Origin of the sequence: Paenibacillus sp. OAS669, assembly GCF_014873645.1 — a bacterium.
GTDB lineage: Bacteria > Bacillota > Bacilli > Paenibacillales > NBRC-103111 > Paenibacillus_S > Paenibacillus_S vulneris.
Genome location: NZ_JADBDR010000005.1, coordinates 51,180 through 67,015, shown reverse-complemented (window position 1 = coordinate 67,015; position 15,836 = coordinate 51,180). Strand labels below are relative to the sequence as shown.

Here is a 15,836-nt window from a genome sequence, read left to right as displayed (position 1 = left end):
TCAAGAGGCTTATGGGTAAAATAAGGAGGTTGACGTGAAACCAAATGGTTTCGTATAATCATAAGTGAAACCTTTTGGTTTCATAAAATGACCTTGGAGGAATTATAAGATGAGCCAAAATACATTGCCCGATATTCGTCAAACCTTAACCTTGAATGCCCCTATACAGAAGGTATGGGATGCTGTGGCTACTTCCGATGGTATCGCGGCCTGGTTTATGCCGAATAATTTTCAGCCAATCGAAGGATATGAATTTCAATTAAACGCAGGTCCCTTTGGAGATTCACCCTGCAAGGTAACTGTGATTGATCCCCCGAACCGTCTTTCCTTCCGATGGGGAAAAGACTGGACGCTTTCCTTCGAATTGGTTGAGAAGGGTGATCAAACGGAGTTTACCCTAATTCATTCCGGGTGGGATGCGGATAAGGTGACGGAGTTCGGTCAATCGCATACGGCAGTGAGAGAAAATATGGCAGGCGGCTGGAACGGAATCCAGAAGAAGCTGGCAGCCTATGTTGAAGGAGCGCAATGAGCTCTTCATCGCCAAAACACGATGTGTTTCAAGCGATAGCAGATCCTACCCGACGCAAGCTGCTGCAGCTGCTGGTTCAAGAGGAGGAAATGCCGGTTACGGTTATAAGCGGGCATTTTCCTATGAGTAGAACGGCTGTTTCCAAGCATCTGCGGATATTATCGGATGCCGGGCTGGTGAAGGAAAGAAAGGTTGGCCGCGAGACCCGGTACCGTCTGGATACAGAACCGCTTCAGGAGCTCAAGCGATGGCTCAGCTTCTATGAACGCTATTGGGAGAATAAAATGGCGGCATTAAAGCGTTATGTCGAAGCGGATGAATCCGGGGAAAGCGGGGGCTCCCTCGAGTTGGTGGAGGCCAAGAAAGCATTGGAAGACGAATCATCCCTATAAATAAAGGAAGCTCCTTCGCCCGGTTGGGCTGAAGGAGCTTCTTTCATTTAAGAGAGATATTTTTAGCTGGACTGGCTGGATTTCCATGTCACATAGCTCGTAATTGTCTGAATGGCAAGATCTATCGCCTGCTCGTTCGGCTCGATTTTGGCATGATGAAGCCCGTACGGCGTATCTACGCCGAGCCAGAACATGAAGCCGGGGATGGCCTCCAGCAAATATCCGAAATCTTCGCCTGTCATCGCCTCTGTACATTCAATCAGCTGCATCTTGCTCTGTTCTTGTACCCAAGTCATGAACTCGGTCGTAAGCTCTGCATGATTGAAGACTTGACGGTAATTGGCGCCATAATCGATATCCACCTTACAGTTATAAGCCGTTTCCATACCTGCGGTCAGCGATTCGATCCGTGACTTAATCAAGGTCATGGTCTCGGCAGACAAAGTACGGATGGTCCCTTCCAGACGAGCCTTCTCGGCGATGATGTTCTGCTTCGTTCCGCCGTCGATCTTGCCGATGGTAATGACCGCCGAATCCAGCGGATTTACATTGCGGGAGATGATCGTCTGCAGCTGGGATACCAGCTGGCAGGCTGCGATAACCATATCGTTAGCCTGATGCGGATAGGCAGCATGTCCGCCTTTGCCGGTCAAATCAATGAACAGCTCGGACGTATTGGCGAATAAAATTCCTGGTCTGGTCGCAATCGTGCCGACAGGATATTCCGGAGCAACATGCAGGGCTATGATTTGATCCGGCATCCACTCCTTGAGCTCCTCGCTCTCGAGCATCGGCTTGGCCCCGCCGGGCCCTTCCTCAGCAGGCTGAAAAATAAACGTGATGTCGTCACGAATCGGATGGTGAACGAAGTGTGTCAATACGCCCAATCCAATGGACATGTGGACATCATGACCGCAGGCATGCATAAAGCCTTCATGAACGGACCGGAATTCATACGTTGTGTCTTCTAGTATAGGCAGCCCGTCCATATCGGCGCGATAGCCGAAGCGGCGGACAGGCGCTGTACCTTTTACATTCACCAGAATGCCGGTACGCCATGTACGCAGCTCATAGCGTTCCTCAGGAAGGGACTTGATATAGTTCAGCAAGTACTGCTGGGTTTTGAACTCCGCGAAGCCCGGCTCGGGAATTTGATGCAGCTCCCTGCGAATAGCTACAAATGGGCTTGGATTGTCGACAATGCTTCTGCCGGATGCAGACATGGGGCAGCCTCCTTGATCAAGTGTTCGTTATACAAAAAGCCCGGCGAGAATCGCCGAGCCCTTGTCAGGCACATTGGTTTACAGCGTGCGCAGGTCTTGCAAAATTTCGGTTTTGGATTTGGTTTTAGCATCAACGGTTTTGATGACGCGGGCAGGGGCACCGGCAACAACCGTATTTTCCGGAACGTCTACCGTCACGACAGCACCGGCAGCAACGACAGAGCCTTTGCCGATACGAACGCCTTCAAGAACAACAGCGTTGGCGCCGATAAGCACGTCATCCTCGATAACAACCGGTTGAGCTGAAGGAGGCTCGATAACGCCCGCAATGACAGAGCCTGCACCAATGTGGCACATAGCGCCGATTTTGGCACGTCCGCCAACGACAACGTTCATATCGATCATGGTTCCTGCGCCGATGGAAGCACCGATATTGATGGAAGCGCCCATCATGATGATTGCATTGTCGCCGATTGCCACTTTATCGCGGATAATCGCGCCCGGCTCGATACGAGCGTTGATGTTCTTCAGATCCAGCATAGGAATCGCGGAGTTGCGGCGGTCATTTTCCACCACGTAATCTTCGATTTTACCTTGGTTTTCGTCAAGGACGCGTTTTACTTCCGTCCATTCACCGAATAGAACGCCGCTCTTACCGGAGATGAAGGATTTGATTTCTGCTCCGAAATCGATGGATTCCAGATCACCCTTTACATATACTTTCACTGGGGTTTTTTTCGTGCTGGTTTTAATAAAATTAATTACTTCTTCTGTGTTCATTTCTACCATGAGAACTCCAACTCCTTATGTAAAATACCGTGTGCCGGACCAGTGTCGGGCGCAACGAAATCATTCCTTTCCTTTATAGCATACATGAGGGGGTTCTAGCAATGTATCTGTCGACATACATCGACACTCGCTATTGACAACGGCTAATGATCATGAGATAATGCTCGTAACTGAATAGCACCTTTAAGTATCAGTCCCGTGAGGCTGGCAAGGTGAACGAATGGAATGAACGGTAATGGAGACATCTCCGTAGTCTGCGCGTACAGACTTCGTGTGTCCACGGCCGCTTCTATCTCTGTGCACGCAAACCTTGCCTAATAAGCAAGGTTTTTTGTTTTGCCAATCACATCCTGAGCAGGAGGTCGAAGACCTTGGCGGAAGAAAAAGAGCATGTGTTAATGGACGAAACGGGCATGCGCCGCGCGTTAACCCGGATCGCCCACGAAATATTGGAGAGAAATAAAGGCTTCGAAAACTGTATGTTGATCGGAGTCCGCACACGAGGCATTTACCTGGCGAGAAGAATTGCCGAGCGCATCATGGAAATTGAGAACGTACCGGTTCCCATCGGTGAAATCGACGTAACCCGGTACCGGGATGACCGTTCGGGCCGAATGGAACGCGCGGTTCAGAAGAGTGACGGCGCTGCATCGGGAATGGATATTCAGAATAAAAAAATTATTTTGTTCGATGATGTTCTCTTCACAGGACGAACGGTCAGAGCGGCCATGGACGCCTTGATGGATCTGGGCAGACCGCAAATGATTCAGCTCGCCGTGCTTGTCGACAGAGGTCATCGCGAGCTGCCGATCCGGCCCGATTATGTCGGAAAGAACATCCCTACCTCGAGGCTTGAATCCATCGAGGTGCTGCTGAAAGAAGTGGATGGCTCGGATCAGGTAGTCATAACGCAATATAGGAGGCAAAACGGATGACACAGTTGAAGGTTGCAGCAGAGAGACATTTGTTAGGCACCAAGGGCATGAGCGCTGAAGATATCACATCCATACTGGATCGAGCCGCATATTGGGAGCAATATCCGGTGAAGCTGGCGAATCACCTGCAAGGCCGTTTTGTAGCCAACATGTTTTTTGAGAACAGTACAAGAACCCGATTCTCATTTGAAGTAGCGGAGAAGAGATTAGGCGCTGAAGTTCTGAACTTCGCGGCGGCCGTTTCAAGCGTACAAAAGGGAGAATCGATTTACGATACCGTTAAAACGCTGGAATCCATGGGCATTGACGCAGGAGTCATCAGGATGAAGCCGAACGGCCTGCTCGCCGAGCTGGCGGAGAAGATTAAAGTGCCGCTGATCAACGCGGGCGACGGCAGCAACGAGCATCCGACCCAGGCTCTGCTGGATCTCTATACGATGCGCAAGCACTTCGGACATCTCAAAGGATTGAATGTATCGATCATCGGAGACATTCAGCACAGCCGCGTAGCGCGCTCGAATCTGTGGGCGCTGCAAACGATGGGTGCCAAAGTAAGCTTGTGCGCACCAGTAAGTATGCAGGCACCTGAACTGGCTGTCTATGCACCTTACGTATCGATGGAACAAGCCATCCAGGCCGATGTAGTGATGATGCTGCGGGTTCAGCTGGAGCGTCACGAAGAGAACACCTTCAAGTCCACAGAGGACTATCGTGAAGCGTACGGATTGACAGTGAAGAGAGAGGCCATGATGCAAAAGCATGCGATCATCATGCATCCGGCCCCGGTAAACCGGAATGTGGAAATCGACGATGAGCTTGTGGAATGTGAGCGTTCCAAAATTTTCGCGCAGATGGGTCACGGTGTACCGATCCGGATGGCGGTCATCGAGAGGGCGTTAAGCTAACATACGATTCATGAAATGCTGCTTGACAGCGAACGGAATCAGCTTGAATCCAATTACTGGACACACTATAGGTACTTACGAAATACAGGGAGGGCATTATGGGAATCTGGATCTTGAACGCTCAAGTCGTTGCTTCCGGTAACGAGCTGGCAAAACAACATATTTTAGTGGAAGGCAATATCATAGAGAAGATCGTTGACGCCGCTGGCGATCAACCCGATACAGCAGGACACACAGTGATCGATGCGGCTGGTAAGCTGGTTACTCCAGGCTTGATCGATATGCACGTTCACCTTCGTGAGCCTGGCTTCGAACATAAGGAAACTATAGCTACAGGTACCCGTTCTGCAGCTCGCGGCGGCTATACGACGATTGCCTGCATGCCGAATACTCGTCCGGTAATCGATACGGTGGACACTGTCAAGTATGTGCTGGACAAGGCTGCAACAGAAGGCATCGTCCGCGTCCTGCCCTACGGCTGTATTACCAAAAACGAGCTCGGCCGCGAGCTGACGGATTTCGAGGCGCTTAAAGAAGCGGGAGTTATCGGTTATACAGACGACGGTGTGGGCGTACAAAGCGCTCAAATGATGAAGGATGCGATGGCCAAGGCCGCTTCTATCGGAATGCCGGTTATCGCTCACTGCGAGGATAATACTCTGGTAGAAGGCGCTTGGGTAAGCGAAGGAGCGTTCTCCAAAAAGCAAGGCCTCAAAGGCATCCCTAATGAGTCGGAAGCCATCCACGTCGGCCGCGATGTACTCTTGGCGGAAGCGACAGGCGTACACTACCATGTGTGCCACGTAAGTACGGAGCAATCGGTTCGCTTGATCCGCCATGCAAAGCAGTTCGGCATCAAGGTGACTGCGGAAGTATGCCCTCACCATCTGCTGCTGTCGGATGAAGATATCCCGGGCATGGACGCCAACTGGAAGATGAATCCGCCGCTGCGTACACCGAGAGATGTTCAAGCGTGTATCGAAGGCTTGCTGGACGGCACGATTGACATTATCGTTACCGACCATGCACCTCACAGCGAAGAGGAAAAAGCTCGCGGCGTCGATCTGGCACCGTTCGGCATCGTAGGCTTCGAGACAGCCTTCCCGCTTCTGTACACCAAATTCGTAGCGACAGGCCAATGGACCTTGCAGTTCCTCGTGGAGAAAATGACGTCCCTTCCGGCACAAGTATTCGGATTGCCTTACGGAACGCTTGAGGTTGGCAAAGAAGCGGATATCGCGATCATTGACCTGGAGACGGAAAAAGAGGTTAACCCCGAGGAGTTCGCTTCCAAAGGCCGCAACACACCGTTTACCGGTTGGAAGCTGAAAGGCTGGCCGACCTTGACCATGTTCGGAGGCAAGGTAGTTTATACCGAGGCGTAAGCTGAACGGCTGTTGAAAAGATGTTGGAATGGAGGCTTGCCGCCTCTGCTACTTAAAGATTCATATCGTTCACTTTTAACATATAAGGTTCTTTACACTGAGAAGGAGTTGAAGACGATGCAGGCAAGATTGATATTGGAAGACGGTACGATTTTTACCGGGAAAGCATTTGGCAGTGAAGGCGAATCGACAGGTGAGGTCGTTTTTAATACAGGGATTACAGGCTACCAAGAGGTTCTTTCGGACCCTTCGTATTGCGGACAAATCGTTACGATGACCTACCCGCTGATCGGCAACTACGGAATTACACGCGATGATTTCGAATCCATCCGCCCATTCGTTCACGGCTTCGTCGTACGCGAGCATGAAACGGTTCCTAGTAACTGGAGAGCGGAATATTCCGTCGATAGTCTATTGAAGGAATATGGCATTATCGGAATCAGCGGCGTGGACACACGGATGCTGACCCGCCTTATCCGCCACCATGGGGTTATGAAAGGCTTGCTTACTACTTCCAATAAATCGGCTGCCGAGCTGCTTGAGCAGCTGAAATCAACTCCGCTGATGACGGACCAAGTGGCTCGCGTTTCTACGAAGAGCGTATTCAGCTGCCCGGGTTCTAAAGAACGCGTAGTGGTTGTCGACTTCGGTGCAAAAAGCGGCATCATTCGTGATCTGACCAGCCGCGGCTGCGACGTCGTTGTTGTGCCGCAAGATACTACAGCGGATCAAATCCGCCGGCTGGCACCGGACGGCATCATGCTGTCCAACGGCCCTGGGGACCCGAAAGACGTTCCTCATGCGGCGAAAATGATTTCCGAAATTCTCGGCGAGTTCCCTATCTTCGGCATCTGCCTTGGACACCAATTGCTTGCATTGGCATGCGGCGCGGACACGGAAAAGCTGAAATTCGGTCATCGCGGCGGCAACCATCCGGTTAAGGATCTCATTACAAATCGCTGCTACATTACATCGCAGAACCATGGTTATACGGTTAAAGAAGAATCCATTGCCAACACGGAACTGGAAGTAACACATATCAACAACAACGACCATACTATCGAGGGCTTGAAGCATAAGAAGCATCCTGCCTTCTCGGTACAGTACCATCCGGAAGCAGCACCTGGTCCATATGACTCCAGCTACTTGTTCGATGATTTCGTAGCTATGATTCGTGACTTTAAGGAAGCGAAGCCTAAAGTGCCGAGACAAGCGCAAATTTCGGCTGCTTCCAAGCTAGGCGCTCAACCTGCGGGCTCTGCTGCCCCTGCATCGAAAGGAGAACTGCACTATGCCAAAAAATAATAGCTTGAAAAAAATACTCGTTATCGGTTCCGGTCCTATCGTTATCGGTCAAGCGGCAGAGTTCGACTATGCCGGCACACAAGCCTGCCAAGCCTTGAAGGAAGAGGGAATGGAAGTCGTTCTGATCAACAGCAACCCGGCTACGATCATGACCGATACCAACATGGCGGACAAAGTCTACATCGAGCCTATTACACTGGACTTCGTAACTCAAATCATTCGTCAAGAGCGTCCTGACGGTTTGCTGCCTACGCTTGGCGGCCAAACCGGCTTGAATATGGCGGTAGAATTGGCGCGTGCAGGTGTGCTTGAGCGTGAGAACGTGAAGCTGCTCGGTACTCAGCTGACAGCTATCGAAAAAGCGGAAGACCGCGACTTGTTCCGCGATTTAATGAGAGAGCTGGAACAACCGGTTCCGGATAGCACGATCGTAACGACCGTACAAGAGGCAGTTGATTTCGCCAATCAAATCGGGTACCCGATTATCGTCCGTCCGGCTTATACATTGGGCGGTACAGGCGGCGGTATTTGCGCCAACGAAGAGGAGCTGCTGGAGACGGTAGCATCCGGTATTCGCTACAGCCCGATCGGACAATGCTTGATCGAGAAGAGCATCGCCGGCATGAAGGAAGTCGAGTACGAGGTTATGCGCGACGCCAACGATAACTGTATCGTGGTATGTAACATGGAAAACTTCGATCCGGTGGGCGTGCATACGGGCGACAGTATCGTTGTGGCACCAAGCCAAACGCTGTCCGACCGTGAGTATCAAATGCTCCGCTCCGCTTCACTCAAAATTATTCGCGCCTTGAACATCGAAGGCGGATGTAACGTGCAATTCGCGCTGGATCCATTCAGCTATCAATATTATGTTATCGAGGTGAATCCTCGTGTAAGCCGCTCCTCGGCGCTTGCATCCAAAGCAACCGGCTATCCGATTGCCAAGATGGCTGCCAAAATCGCTATCGGCTACACCTTGGATGAGATCATGAACCCGGTAACGGGTCAAACTTACGCTTGCTTCGAGCCGACTCTTGACTACATCGTATCGAAAATTCCTCGCTGGCCGTTCGATAAATTTACAGCGGCAAACCGCAAGCTGGGTACGCAAATGAAAGCGACCGGGGAGGTTATGGCTATCGGCCGTACCTTCGAGGAATCGATTCACAAAGCGATCCGTTCCCTTGAAATCGGCGTTCACCGTCTGTATTTGAAAGAAACGGATCTGCTGGATAAGGAAACACTGGAAGCGCGTCTGGTTAAACCGGATGACGAGCGCATGTTCCTGATTGCGGAGGCGTTCCGCCGCGGTTACACGCTTCAGCAAGTTCAAGACTTGACCAAGATCGACTGGTGGTTCTTGAGCAAGCTGGAAGGGCTCATTCAATTCGAAGAGCAGCTGGCTCAGCCTGAATTGACGCAGGAGCTGCTCTATGAAGCCAAGCGCAAAGGCTTTACTGACCGTGCAATTGCCGAAATTCGCAGCAATGCGGATAAAGGGCTGAACTTCACTCAAGAAGCCGACATTCGCGCCTATCGTCTGAGCTTCAATCTGAAGCCGGTTTACAAAATGGTAGATACTTGCGCGGCTGAATTTGAGGCTACAACACCTTACTACTACTCGACTTACGAGACAGAGGATGAAGTGAAGGAAACCTCGAAGCCTAAGGTTGTCGTTCTGGGCTCCGGTCCTATCCGTATCGGACAGGGGATTGAGTTTGACTACTCCACCGTACATGCTGTATGGGCAATTCAAGCGGCAGGGTATGAAGCGGTCATTATTAACAACAACCCGGAGACCGTATCGACAGACTTTAACACTTCCGACCGTCTCTACTTCGAACCGCTGTTCTTCGAAGATGTAATGAACGTTATCGAACGTGAGAATCCAATCGGGGTTATCGTACAATTCGGTGGTCAGACAGCGATCAACCTCGCGGCTCCGCTTGCCAAAGCAGGCGTGAAGATCCTGGGTACCGATCTGGAAAACATCGATGCGGCGGAAGACCGCAAGAAGTTCGAAGCGCTGCTGCGCGGCTTGAACATCGCACAGCCTCCAGGCGGCACCGTAACATCGGTTGACCAAGCTGTAGGTATGGCTTCCAAATTCGGATATCCGGTGCTTGTTCGTCCATCCTACGTATTGGGCGGCCGCGCGATGGAAATCGTATATTCCGACCAGGATCTCCTGAACTACATGGAATATGCTGTGAAAATCAATCCGGAGCATCCGGTGTTGATCGACCGTTATATGCTGGGTAAAGAGGTTGAGGTTGACGCGATCTGCGATAAAGAAACCGTCTTGATCCCTGGTATTATGGAACACGTTGAGAGAGCAGGCGTTCACTCCGGTGACTCCATCGCAGTGTATCCGCCGCAATCGATCTCGGAAGAAATCAAGCAGCAAATTATCGATATTACAACGAAAATTGCAAGAGGCTTGCAAGTCGTCGGTCTGGTTAACATTCAGTTCGTCATCTATCAAGACCAAGCCTACGTTATCGAAGTGAATCCGCGTTCTTCCAGAACGGTTCCATTCTTGAGCAAGGTAACGAAGATTCCGATGGCCAACCTGGCAACCCGCGTCATTATGGGCGAAAAGCTTGCCGATCTAGGCTACCAAACCGGCTTGTGGCCTGAAGATGAGTATGTATCTGTAAAAGTTCCGGTATTCTCCTTCGCTAAGCTGCGCCGGGTAGATACAACCCTCGGACCTGAGATGAAGTCTACAGGGGAAGTTATGGGACGCGATCATACTTTCGCGAAAGCTCTTTATAAAGGCTTGATTGGCTCCGGAATGAAAATCCCGCCAACCGGCGCTATCATTGCAACCGTAGCGGACAAAGATAAAGAAGAAGCCATTGAGATTTTGACCGGCTTCTACAAGCTGGGTTACAAAATCGTGGCTACAGGCGGCACCGCCAAAGCGCTTGAAGAAGCGGGTCTGCATGTAACGCGTGTGAACAAGCTGAGCGAAGGCTCTCCGAACATTCTGGATTTGATCCGCAATGGCGAAGCACACTTTGTCGTCAACACGTTGACGAAAGGCAAAACGCCTGAACGCGACGGGTTCCGTATCCGCCGTGAAGCGGTTGAGAACGGGATAGTCTGCATGACCTCTCTCGATACGGTAAGAGCGCTGTGGCATATGCTCGAAGCGATCAACTTCCAATCCAGACCGATGCCTGCGCATCACGCATAAATATAATGAAATGATTAGCACAGTGCTCCAGTCACCATGAGGGATGCTGTGCTAATCCCTTGATTAGGCGTCTATAGGCGTCAAAACCAATCGGGAGGCAATTGACGTGCAAGTACAAACGAATGTAGCGGAGAGAATAATGGTTGCGCTGGATTATCCAGGCGCGGCGGAGGCCCGGCAATTGATCGAGGCTTTGAAAGGAATCCCGTGCTATATGAAAGTAGGAATGCAGCTGTTTTATAGCGCTGGACCTGAATTCGTAGCCAGCTTGAAGGAGCAGGGCTATAAGGTGTTTCTCGATGTGAAAATGCACGACATTCCCAATACGGTCAAAGGCGGCTCTGAGAGTGTGACAAGGCTGGGAGTCGACATGTTCAACGTCCATGCAGCCGGAGGCAAGCAAATGATGGAGGCGGCTCTTGAAGGCGTAGACAAGGCATTAGGTTCAGGCCATACAACCAAGCCTATCGTGATTGGAGTCACCCAGCTGACCAGCACCAGCCTCGCGGTCATGAATGAAGAAATCGGCATTTCAGGCAGTGTGGAGGAGGCTGTGCTTCGATATGCACGGCTGGCTCAAAGCGCAGGGCTTCATGGAGTCGTTGCTTCTCCTTTAGAGGTGATTAGGATTAAAGAAGCATGCGGCAGCGGCTTTATAACCGTAACGCCGGGAATACGTCCTGCCGGCGCAGATATGGGCGACCAGACGCGTGTAATGACCCCGCCAGAGGCCTTTCAGCAAGGAACTGACTACGTTGTAATCGGTAGACCTATAACGGCTGCAAAAGACCCTAGAGCTGCATTGGAAGCAATCATTCAATCTGTCAGCCAATAAGAATGAATCCATGAATAACCGTCAAAAAGGAGACCTATCTCAATGAGCGCAAATACTATCAAAACGAATACATTACTGGCAGAGCAAATCGCCGATGCTCTTCTCCGCATTCAAGCGGTAACGCTTCGTCCGAATCAGCCGTTCACCTGGGCATCGGGTATGAAATCCCCGATTTATTGCGACAACCGTTTAACGATTTCCTATCCGGAGATTCGCGAGCTGATCGCCGAAGGCTTCATTGCCTTAATCCGTGACAACTTCCCGGATGTCGAAGTGATTGCCGGGGCAGCTACCGGAGGGATTCCGCATGCGGCATGGGTTGCGCAAAAGCTGAACCTGCCTATGGTCTACGTAAGGGATAAAGCCAAAGGCCACGGCAAAGAAAACCTGATCGAAGGCGTGATTCGTCCAGGTCAAAAGACGGTCGTTATCGAGGATCTGATTTCTACCGGCGGCAGCTCGCTGAAGGTTGCCCTTGCTGTTAACGAAGCGGGAGCACACACGCAAGGCGTACTGGGGATCTTCTCCTATCAGTTCGAGAAAGCGAAAGAAGCGTTTGAAGGCGCCGGAATTCCTTTCGAAACGTTGAGCAACTATACGACTTTGGTGGATGTGGCTTTAAGACAAGGCAGCATTCAACAGCAGGATCTTGAGCTCTTGAAGGCATGGCGCTTAAATCCGAGCGAGTATGGGAAACAGGCGTAAAATCCATACATTAAGAAAAACCAAACCTGCAATCTGCTGCCCTAAATGGCAGCGGGTTGAAGGTTTTTTTTGTCGTGTCTGGAAAATGATGAGGAGATGCAAAAAAGCGGCTCATCTCCCAAAAGGGCGAAGCCGCTTATTTTGATAGCATATTATTTTTTCAAAAGTTCCCAACGGTACACGTATTCGAATAAAAATTCGAAGGCTTCCAGGTTCCGCTTCGCCTCGAAAGCATTGGCTCCCCATGCATAAATCCCATGCTTCCGCAGCATGATGCCCGGAACACGGGGGACGATAGCATCTTGAACCAGCTCGGCGATTTTAGGAATATCGGCATAGTTAGGAAGGATCGGCACTTCGATCTTCGCGTCTTCCTCCCAGATGTTAAACGCTTTGATGAGCTCTACGCCTTCCACGGGAATGGATTTACGCTCCCAGAACAGCTCGGACACCAGGTTATTAAATACGGTATGAACGTGAAAAATAGCTCCGCAGCCGGTCGCTTTATAAATCTCGCAGTGGATCAGCGTCTCTGCGGACGGCTTAAGTCCCGTTGCATCGGTTGGCTGTCCTTTTTCATTTACAAGCAAAAAGTCCGACGGGGTATTAACAGATTTATCTTTACCGCTCGCGGTAATGGCGAAAGTAAAGTTTTCCGGAGCAAAATCGCCTACACGGATAGACAGGTTACCGCTCGTAGCCGGAAACCACCCTTTTGCCGCCAAAATTGTTTTGACTTCCTTCAGCTCGGCGAACGCCTGCTGCTTTTCTTCCAATTTCAAGATACCGCTCACTTTCCTTTCAACTCCTCAAGCTGCTTGATAATATCATGAAAATCTTGAAATGCATAATAATTCAGTCCTAAATCCCGGCATAAGTCAATGAGGATCGAGCGGGCAAATACCGTATCGACCAGCTTGGCTCCTTCAAAGTCAGTGACACTGTCCCCGATCAGAATACGGTGGTATTCGTCATGTGAATATTTGCGGATAATCGCTGTTTTGCACATTCCGCAATCATTGTGGCACTGGTCGTCGCAGGCATGAGGCCATAAAATTTCAATATGGCTTCCGCTAAAGTCGCTGCCGTTGCAGTAGATATGATCCGTAGGGATCGAGAAGGAGGACAGAACCGGATAGACGAAAAAATCAATGCCCCCGCTGGTAACATAAAACTCGATGTCCTGCTGCTTGCAGTAGTCAAGCAGCTCTTTAAATCCGGGACGAATGATGACGTTGTTGATGGCATAATCGACAACCTCCTGTTTGCGGGAGGTCGGCAGCAAGGCGAACATTTTACCGACACCTACGCGAATCGAGATCGATTTGGAGAGAACCTGCTCTACCAGCTGATCCCAGCCTGGCGGCTGAAAATGCTTCATGATGGCGACGATATTGTCGTTAACGGTGATGGTGCCGTCAAAATCGCAAAAGATGATCGTTTTCTTGCTCATTCTTTAATCCCCCAGGCGTCGATGGCGGCTTGAAGCTCAGGATGGTTCTCCGCATATTGTCTAAGCGGAATTCCGGCTTGGCAGGCGGCTATTGCTTGACGGAAGGCTCGTCCTCCGGCGATAGTTCCCATAGGATGGCCATGAATGCCTCCTCCAGCGTTCACAATCACTTGCTCGCCGAAATCTCTGAGAATGAGCGGCACCAGACCGGGATGGATTCCGGCAGAAGGGACAGGGAAGCTGGTCTTCAAGCTTAATGCACCATTCGAAGAAGAAGCTTCAGAGCTGTATACATAGTCGGATGCTTGCTGAGTGAGCAGAACTTCCTTGATAGCCATATTCTCCTCACGAGGCATGACAACCGATCCGTATGGAGAAGGGAACAGCACAAGGTCGGCTCCTGCCAAACGCATTAGCTTGCCTAAGAGCACGTTTGCAGCAATGCCATAGTGCGGTGACGGATAAAAAGCCCCTGCCATAGCGGGATGAGCCATAATCGGTACTTTAATGTCCGGATGGCGGCTCAGCTCGCTTAACACATCGAAGCCGTAAGAGAGCACATTGAACAGCAGTGCATTAGCCCCTGCGTCAATAGCTTTCCGCGCTTGATACAGCAGGCTGAACGTAGGTCCGGTCAGGTTCGTTGCGTAGAGCAGCTTTTGACCGGTTTCGCTTTCCGCTTGTTTGGCAGCTTGAATGCAGGCTTCCACACGCTTTTCAATTGGCGTTAGCGGGTTTTCGAACAAAATTTCGTCATCCTTCACCAGATCGACGCCGCTTGCCGCCTGCAAATAAAATTGCTCGCGAAGGGTAGATAAATCGTGACCGATTACGGATTTGAAAATGCTCATTAATAAAGGCCGATCATGGACACCGAGGAGATCACGAACACCCTGCAGGCCGAATTTAGGACCCGGAAAAGCGGACAGGAAAGCTTCGGAGAAGGACAGGTCGATCAGCTTGATACGGCCGTCCATCGAAAGCTTGCCGAACACGGTTACGAGCAGGGCAGGGATGTCCCGGCTGAAATTGGCATCCGGATAAGCAATGGAGATGTCCGCATAGCGCTCCGATAACGGAGCGTTCGCCCCGGGCTCATGGACCTGGACGTCGACGACTTTTCCAAGATGACGCTCCATTTCGGCTTTTTTGGCTTCGGGCAGGTCCGTCCAGCTGCCGACGGTAAGGCCGACAGCAATCCCTTGCGCTTTTTTTGCGAAATCCGCTTTTTCATCATAGCAGCGGTATGTTGCAACACAGTAAGAATTGGACATGAGGCACACCTACTTTTATTTAGATTGAACGGCTGCAGCCTGAGAGGTTATAGCTTCTCCCAGCTCACCTGCACGCTCAGCGGCGCGCAGCACGGCCTTGGCCACTCCTGCAGAAAAATCGTACTGATCGAGCATCTCAATCGCAGCTTGTGTCGTACCATTAGGGGAAGTGACCTTGCGGCGCAAATCGGCAGGCTCTTCACCGGTGAGCTTAACCATATTGGCTGCGCCCAAGACTGTTTGAACCGTAAGCTCTCTTGCCGCTTCTGGGGATAGACCTCCCCGGATGCCTCCTTCGATCATGGCTTCCATCATATAGTAAATATAAGCAGGCCCGCTTCCGGATACTCCCGTTACGATATCGAGCTTAGACTCCTCGACGACGGAGACGATACCTGTCGATGCGAACATATCGATCGCCAGCTGCTGCTGCTCTTTCGACACCTGGGAAGAGAAGCTGATTCCTGTAGCGCCCAGCCCGATCGAGCTGGAGGTATTGGGCATGGTGCGGGCAATAGGTTGACCGGCAGAGCCCAAAATGGCTTCTATCGTTGCAATGGAAAGACCCGCAATGACAGAGACAAGCAGTTGGGAGCGGTTGAGCAGAGGAGCCAGCGCCTTCAGGCCTTCAATGGCATCCTTAGGCTTGAAAGCGACCACGACAACGTCCGCTTCCGAAGTTACTCGGTCTTTGTCTGTAAGTTCAGTAACATAGCTGACTCCGTAGCTTTCGTGAAGTTTCTGAAGGCGCTCCGTATCCTGCCGGTTTAACATGGTGATGCGGGAAGCATCGGCGTCCTTCTGGGAGGTGAGACCGCGAACAATGGCTTCCGCCATAGAGCCTGCACCTACAAAGGTAATTTTAGCGTTGGATAAAGACATAGGGAAAGTCTCCTTTTAT

The 15,836-nt window shown here is 51.0% G+C and carries 15 protein-coding genes; 9 read left to right on the top strand and 6 right to left on the bottom strand.

Going from position 1 to position 15,836, the window contains the following annotated elements:
* Positions 1–109: 109 nt before the first annotated feature.
* Complete coding sequence (locus tag GGC63_RS12790) at positions 110–532, top strand: SRPBCC family protein (RefSeq protein WP_192702680.1); 423 nt, start codon at positions 110–112, stop codon at positions 530–532.
* Positions 529–924 carry an ArsR/SmtB family transcription factor gene (locus GGC63_RS12785; protein ID WP_079910464.1) on the top strand — a complete coding sequence of 132 codons (396 nt, stop codon included), beginning with the start codon at positions 529–531 and terminating at the stop codon, positions 922–924. The genes GGC63_RS12790 and GGC63_RS12785 overlap by 4 nt, the downstream gene beginning before the upstream one ends.
* 62 nt (positions 925–986) lie before the next feature.
* Here the strand turns inward: GGC63_RS12785 and GGC63_RS12780 are convergent, their stop codons facing one another.
* Positions 987–2,147 (bottom strand): N-acetyldiaminopimelate deacetylase, encoded by a 1,161-nt coding sequence (locus GGC63_RS12780; protein WP_192702679.1) that lies wholly within the window; start codon positions 2,145–2,147, stop codon positions 987–989.
* Positions 2,148–2,225: 78 nt separating this feature from the next.
* Positions 2,226–2,936 carry a 2,3,4,5-tetrahydropyridine-2,6-dicarboxylate N-acetyltransferase gene (gene dapD, locus GGC63_RS12775; protein WP_192702678.1) on the bottom strand — a complete coding sequence of 237 codons (711 nt, stop codon included), beginning with the start codon at positions 2,934–2,936 and terminating at the stop codon, positions 2,226–2,228.
* Between the two features lie 398 nt (positions 2,937–3,334).
* Here dapD and pyrR point away from each other — a divergent pair, with 398 nt between their 5' ends.
* From pyrR to pyrE, 7 genes are all read left to right on the top strand, one after another.
* Positions 3,335–3,871: a bifunctional pyr operon transcriptional regulator/uracil phosphoribosyltransferase PyrR gene (gene pyrR / locus GGC63_RS12770; protein ID WP_079910642.1), complete on the top strand. Its 537-nt coding sequence runs from the start codon at positions 3,335–3,337 to the stop codon at positions 3,869–3,871.
* Entirely contained in the window at positions 3,868–4,776 is a 909-nt protein-coding gene (locus GGC63_RS12765) for an aspartate carbamoyltransferase catalytic subunit (protein ID WP_192702677.1), read from the top strand. Before pyrR ends, GGC63_RS12765 begins: the two co-directional genes overlap by 4 nt.
* A 98-nt stretch (positions 4,777–4,874) precedes the next feature.
* A complete protein-coding gene (locus GGC63_RS12760) occupies positions 4,875–6,161 on the top strand; it encodes a dihydroorotase (RefSeq protein WP_192702676.1) in 1,287 nt (428 codons plus the stop codon).
* A 117-nt stretch (positions 6,162–6,278) separates the two neighbouring features.
* Positions 6,279–7,466 carry a carbamoyl phosphate synthase small subunit gene (locus tag GGC63_RS12755; protein WP_192702675.1) on the top strand — a complete coding sequence of 396 codons (1,188 nt, stop codon included), beginning with the start codon at positions 6,279–6,281 and terminating at the stop codon, positions 7,464–7,466.
* Positions 7,453–10,668, top strand: coding sequence for a carbamoyl-phosphate synthase large subunit (gene carB / locus GGC63_RS12750; protein ID WP_192702674.1), 3,216 nt, complete (start codon positions 7,453–7,455; stop codon positions 10,666–10,668). The genes GGC63_RS12755 and carB overlap by 14 nt, the downstream gene beginning before the upstream one ends.
* A 139-nt stretch (positions 10,669–10,807) precedes the next feature.
* Positions 10,808–11,503 (top strand): orotidine-5'-phosphate decarboxylase, encoded by a 696-nt coding sequence (pyrF, locus tag GGC63_RS12745; protein ID WP_192702899.1) that lies wholly within the window; start codon positions 10,808–10,810, stop codon positions 11,501–11,503.
* Positions 11,504–11,545: 42 nt separating this feature from the next.
* Positions 11,546–12,208, top strand: coding sequence for an orotate phosphoribosyltransferase (pyrE, locus tag GGC63_RS12740; protein ID WP_079910457.1), 663 nt, complete (start codon positions 11,546–11,548; stop codon positions 12,206–12,208).
* Between the two features lie 152 nt (positions 12,209–12,360).
* Here the strand turns inward: pyrE and mtnB are convergent, their stop codons facing one another.
* From mtnB to proC, 4 genes are read right to left on the bottom strand one after another with little or no spacing between them, the layout of a single operon-like run.
* Positions 12,361–13,002, bottom strand: a complete 642-nt coding sequence (gene mtnB, locus GGC63_RS12735; protein WP_192702673.1) for a methylthioribulose 1-phosphate dehydratase — start codon at positions 13,000–13,002, stop codon at positions 12,361–12,363.
* A complete protein-coding gene (locus GGC63_RS12730; protein ID WP_192702672.1) occupies positions 12,999–13,661 on the bottom strand; it encodes a 2-hydroxy-3-keto-5-methylthiopentenyl-1-phosphate phosphatase in 663 nt (220 codons plus the stop codon). Before GGC63_RS12730 ends, mtnB begins: the two co-directional genes overlap by 4 nt.
* Positions 13,658–14,935, bottom strand: a complete 1,278-nt coding sequence (locus GGC63_RS12725) for a 2,3-diketo-5-methylthiopentyl-1-phosphate enolase (protein ID WP_192702671.1) — start codon at positions 14,933–14,935, stop codon at positions 13,658–13,660. The genes GGC63_RS12730 and GGC63_RS12725 overlap by 4 nt, the downstream gene beginning before the upstream one ends.
* A gap of 15 nt (positions 14,936–14,950) precedes the next feature.
* Complete coding sequence (gene proC / locus GGC63_RS12720) at positions 14,951–15,817, bottom strand: pyrroline-5-carboxylate reductase (protein WP_192702670.1); 867 nt, start codon at positions 15,815–15,817, stop codon at positions 14,951–14,953.
* Positions 15,818–15,836: the final 19 nt, after the last annotated feature.

Bases quoted from the DNA above. Each gene is read 5' to 3' on its own strand.
- GGC63_RS12780 (WP_192702679.1), bottom strand. From the start codon at position 2,147: ATGTCTGCATCCGGCAGAAGCATTGTCGACAATCCAAGCCCATTTGTA.
- pyrE (WP_079910457.1), top strand. From the start codon at position 11,546: ATGAGCGCAAATACTATCAAAACGAATACATTACTGGCAGAGCAAATC.
- GGC63_RS12730 (WP_192702672.1), bottom strand. From the start codon at position 13,661: ATGAGCAAGAAAACGATCATCTTTTGCGATTTTGACGGCACCATCACC.
- GGC63_RS12790 (WP_192702680.1), top strand. From the start codon at position 110: ATGAGCCAAAATACATTGCCCGATATTCGTCAAACCTTAACCTTGAAT.
- dapD (WP_192702678.1), bottom strand. From the start codon at position 2,936: ATGGTAGAAATGAACACAGAAGAAGTAATTAATTTTATTAAAACCAGC.
- GGC63_RS12725 (WP_192702671.1), bottom strand. From the start codon at position 14,935: ATGTCCAATTCTTACTGTGTTGCAACATACCGCTGCTATGATGAAAAA.
- pyrF (WP_192702899.1), top strand. From the start codon at position 10,808: ATGGTTGCGCTGGATTATCCAGGCGCGGCGGAGGCCCGGCAATTGATC.
- GGC63_RS12765 (WP_192702677.1), top strand. From the start codon at position 3,868: ATGACACAGTTGAAGGTTGCAGCAGAGAGACATTTGTTAGGCACCAAG.
- GGC63_RS12760 (WP_192702676.1), top strand. From the start codon at position 4,875: ATGGGAATCTGGATCTTGAACGCTCAAGTCGTTGCTTCCGGTAACGAG.
- carB (WP_192702674.1), top strand. From the start codon at position 7,453: ATGCCAAAAAATAATAGCTTGAAAAAAATACTCGTTATCGGTTCCGGT.
- proC (WP_192702670.1), bottom strand. From the start codon at position 15,817: ATGTCTTTATCCAACGCTAAAATTACCTTTGTAGGTGCAGGCTCTATG.
- GGC63_RS12755 (WP_192702675.1), top strand. From the start codon at position 6,279: ATGCAGGCAAGATTGATATTGGAAGACGGTACGATTTTTACCGGGAAA.
- GGC63_RS12785 (WP_079910464.1), top strand. From the start codon at position 529: ATGAGCTCTTCATCGCCAAAACACGATGTGTTTCAAGCGATAGCAGAT.
- pyrR (WP_079910642.1), top strand. From the start codon at position 3,335: ATGGACGAAACGGGCATGCGCCGCGCGTTAACCCGGATCGCCCACGAA.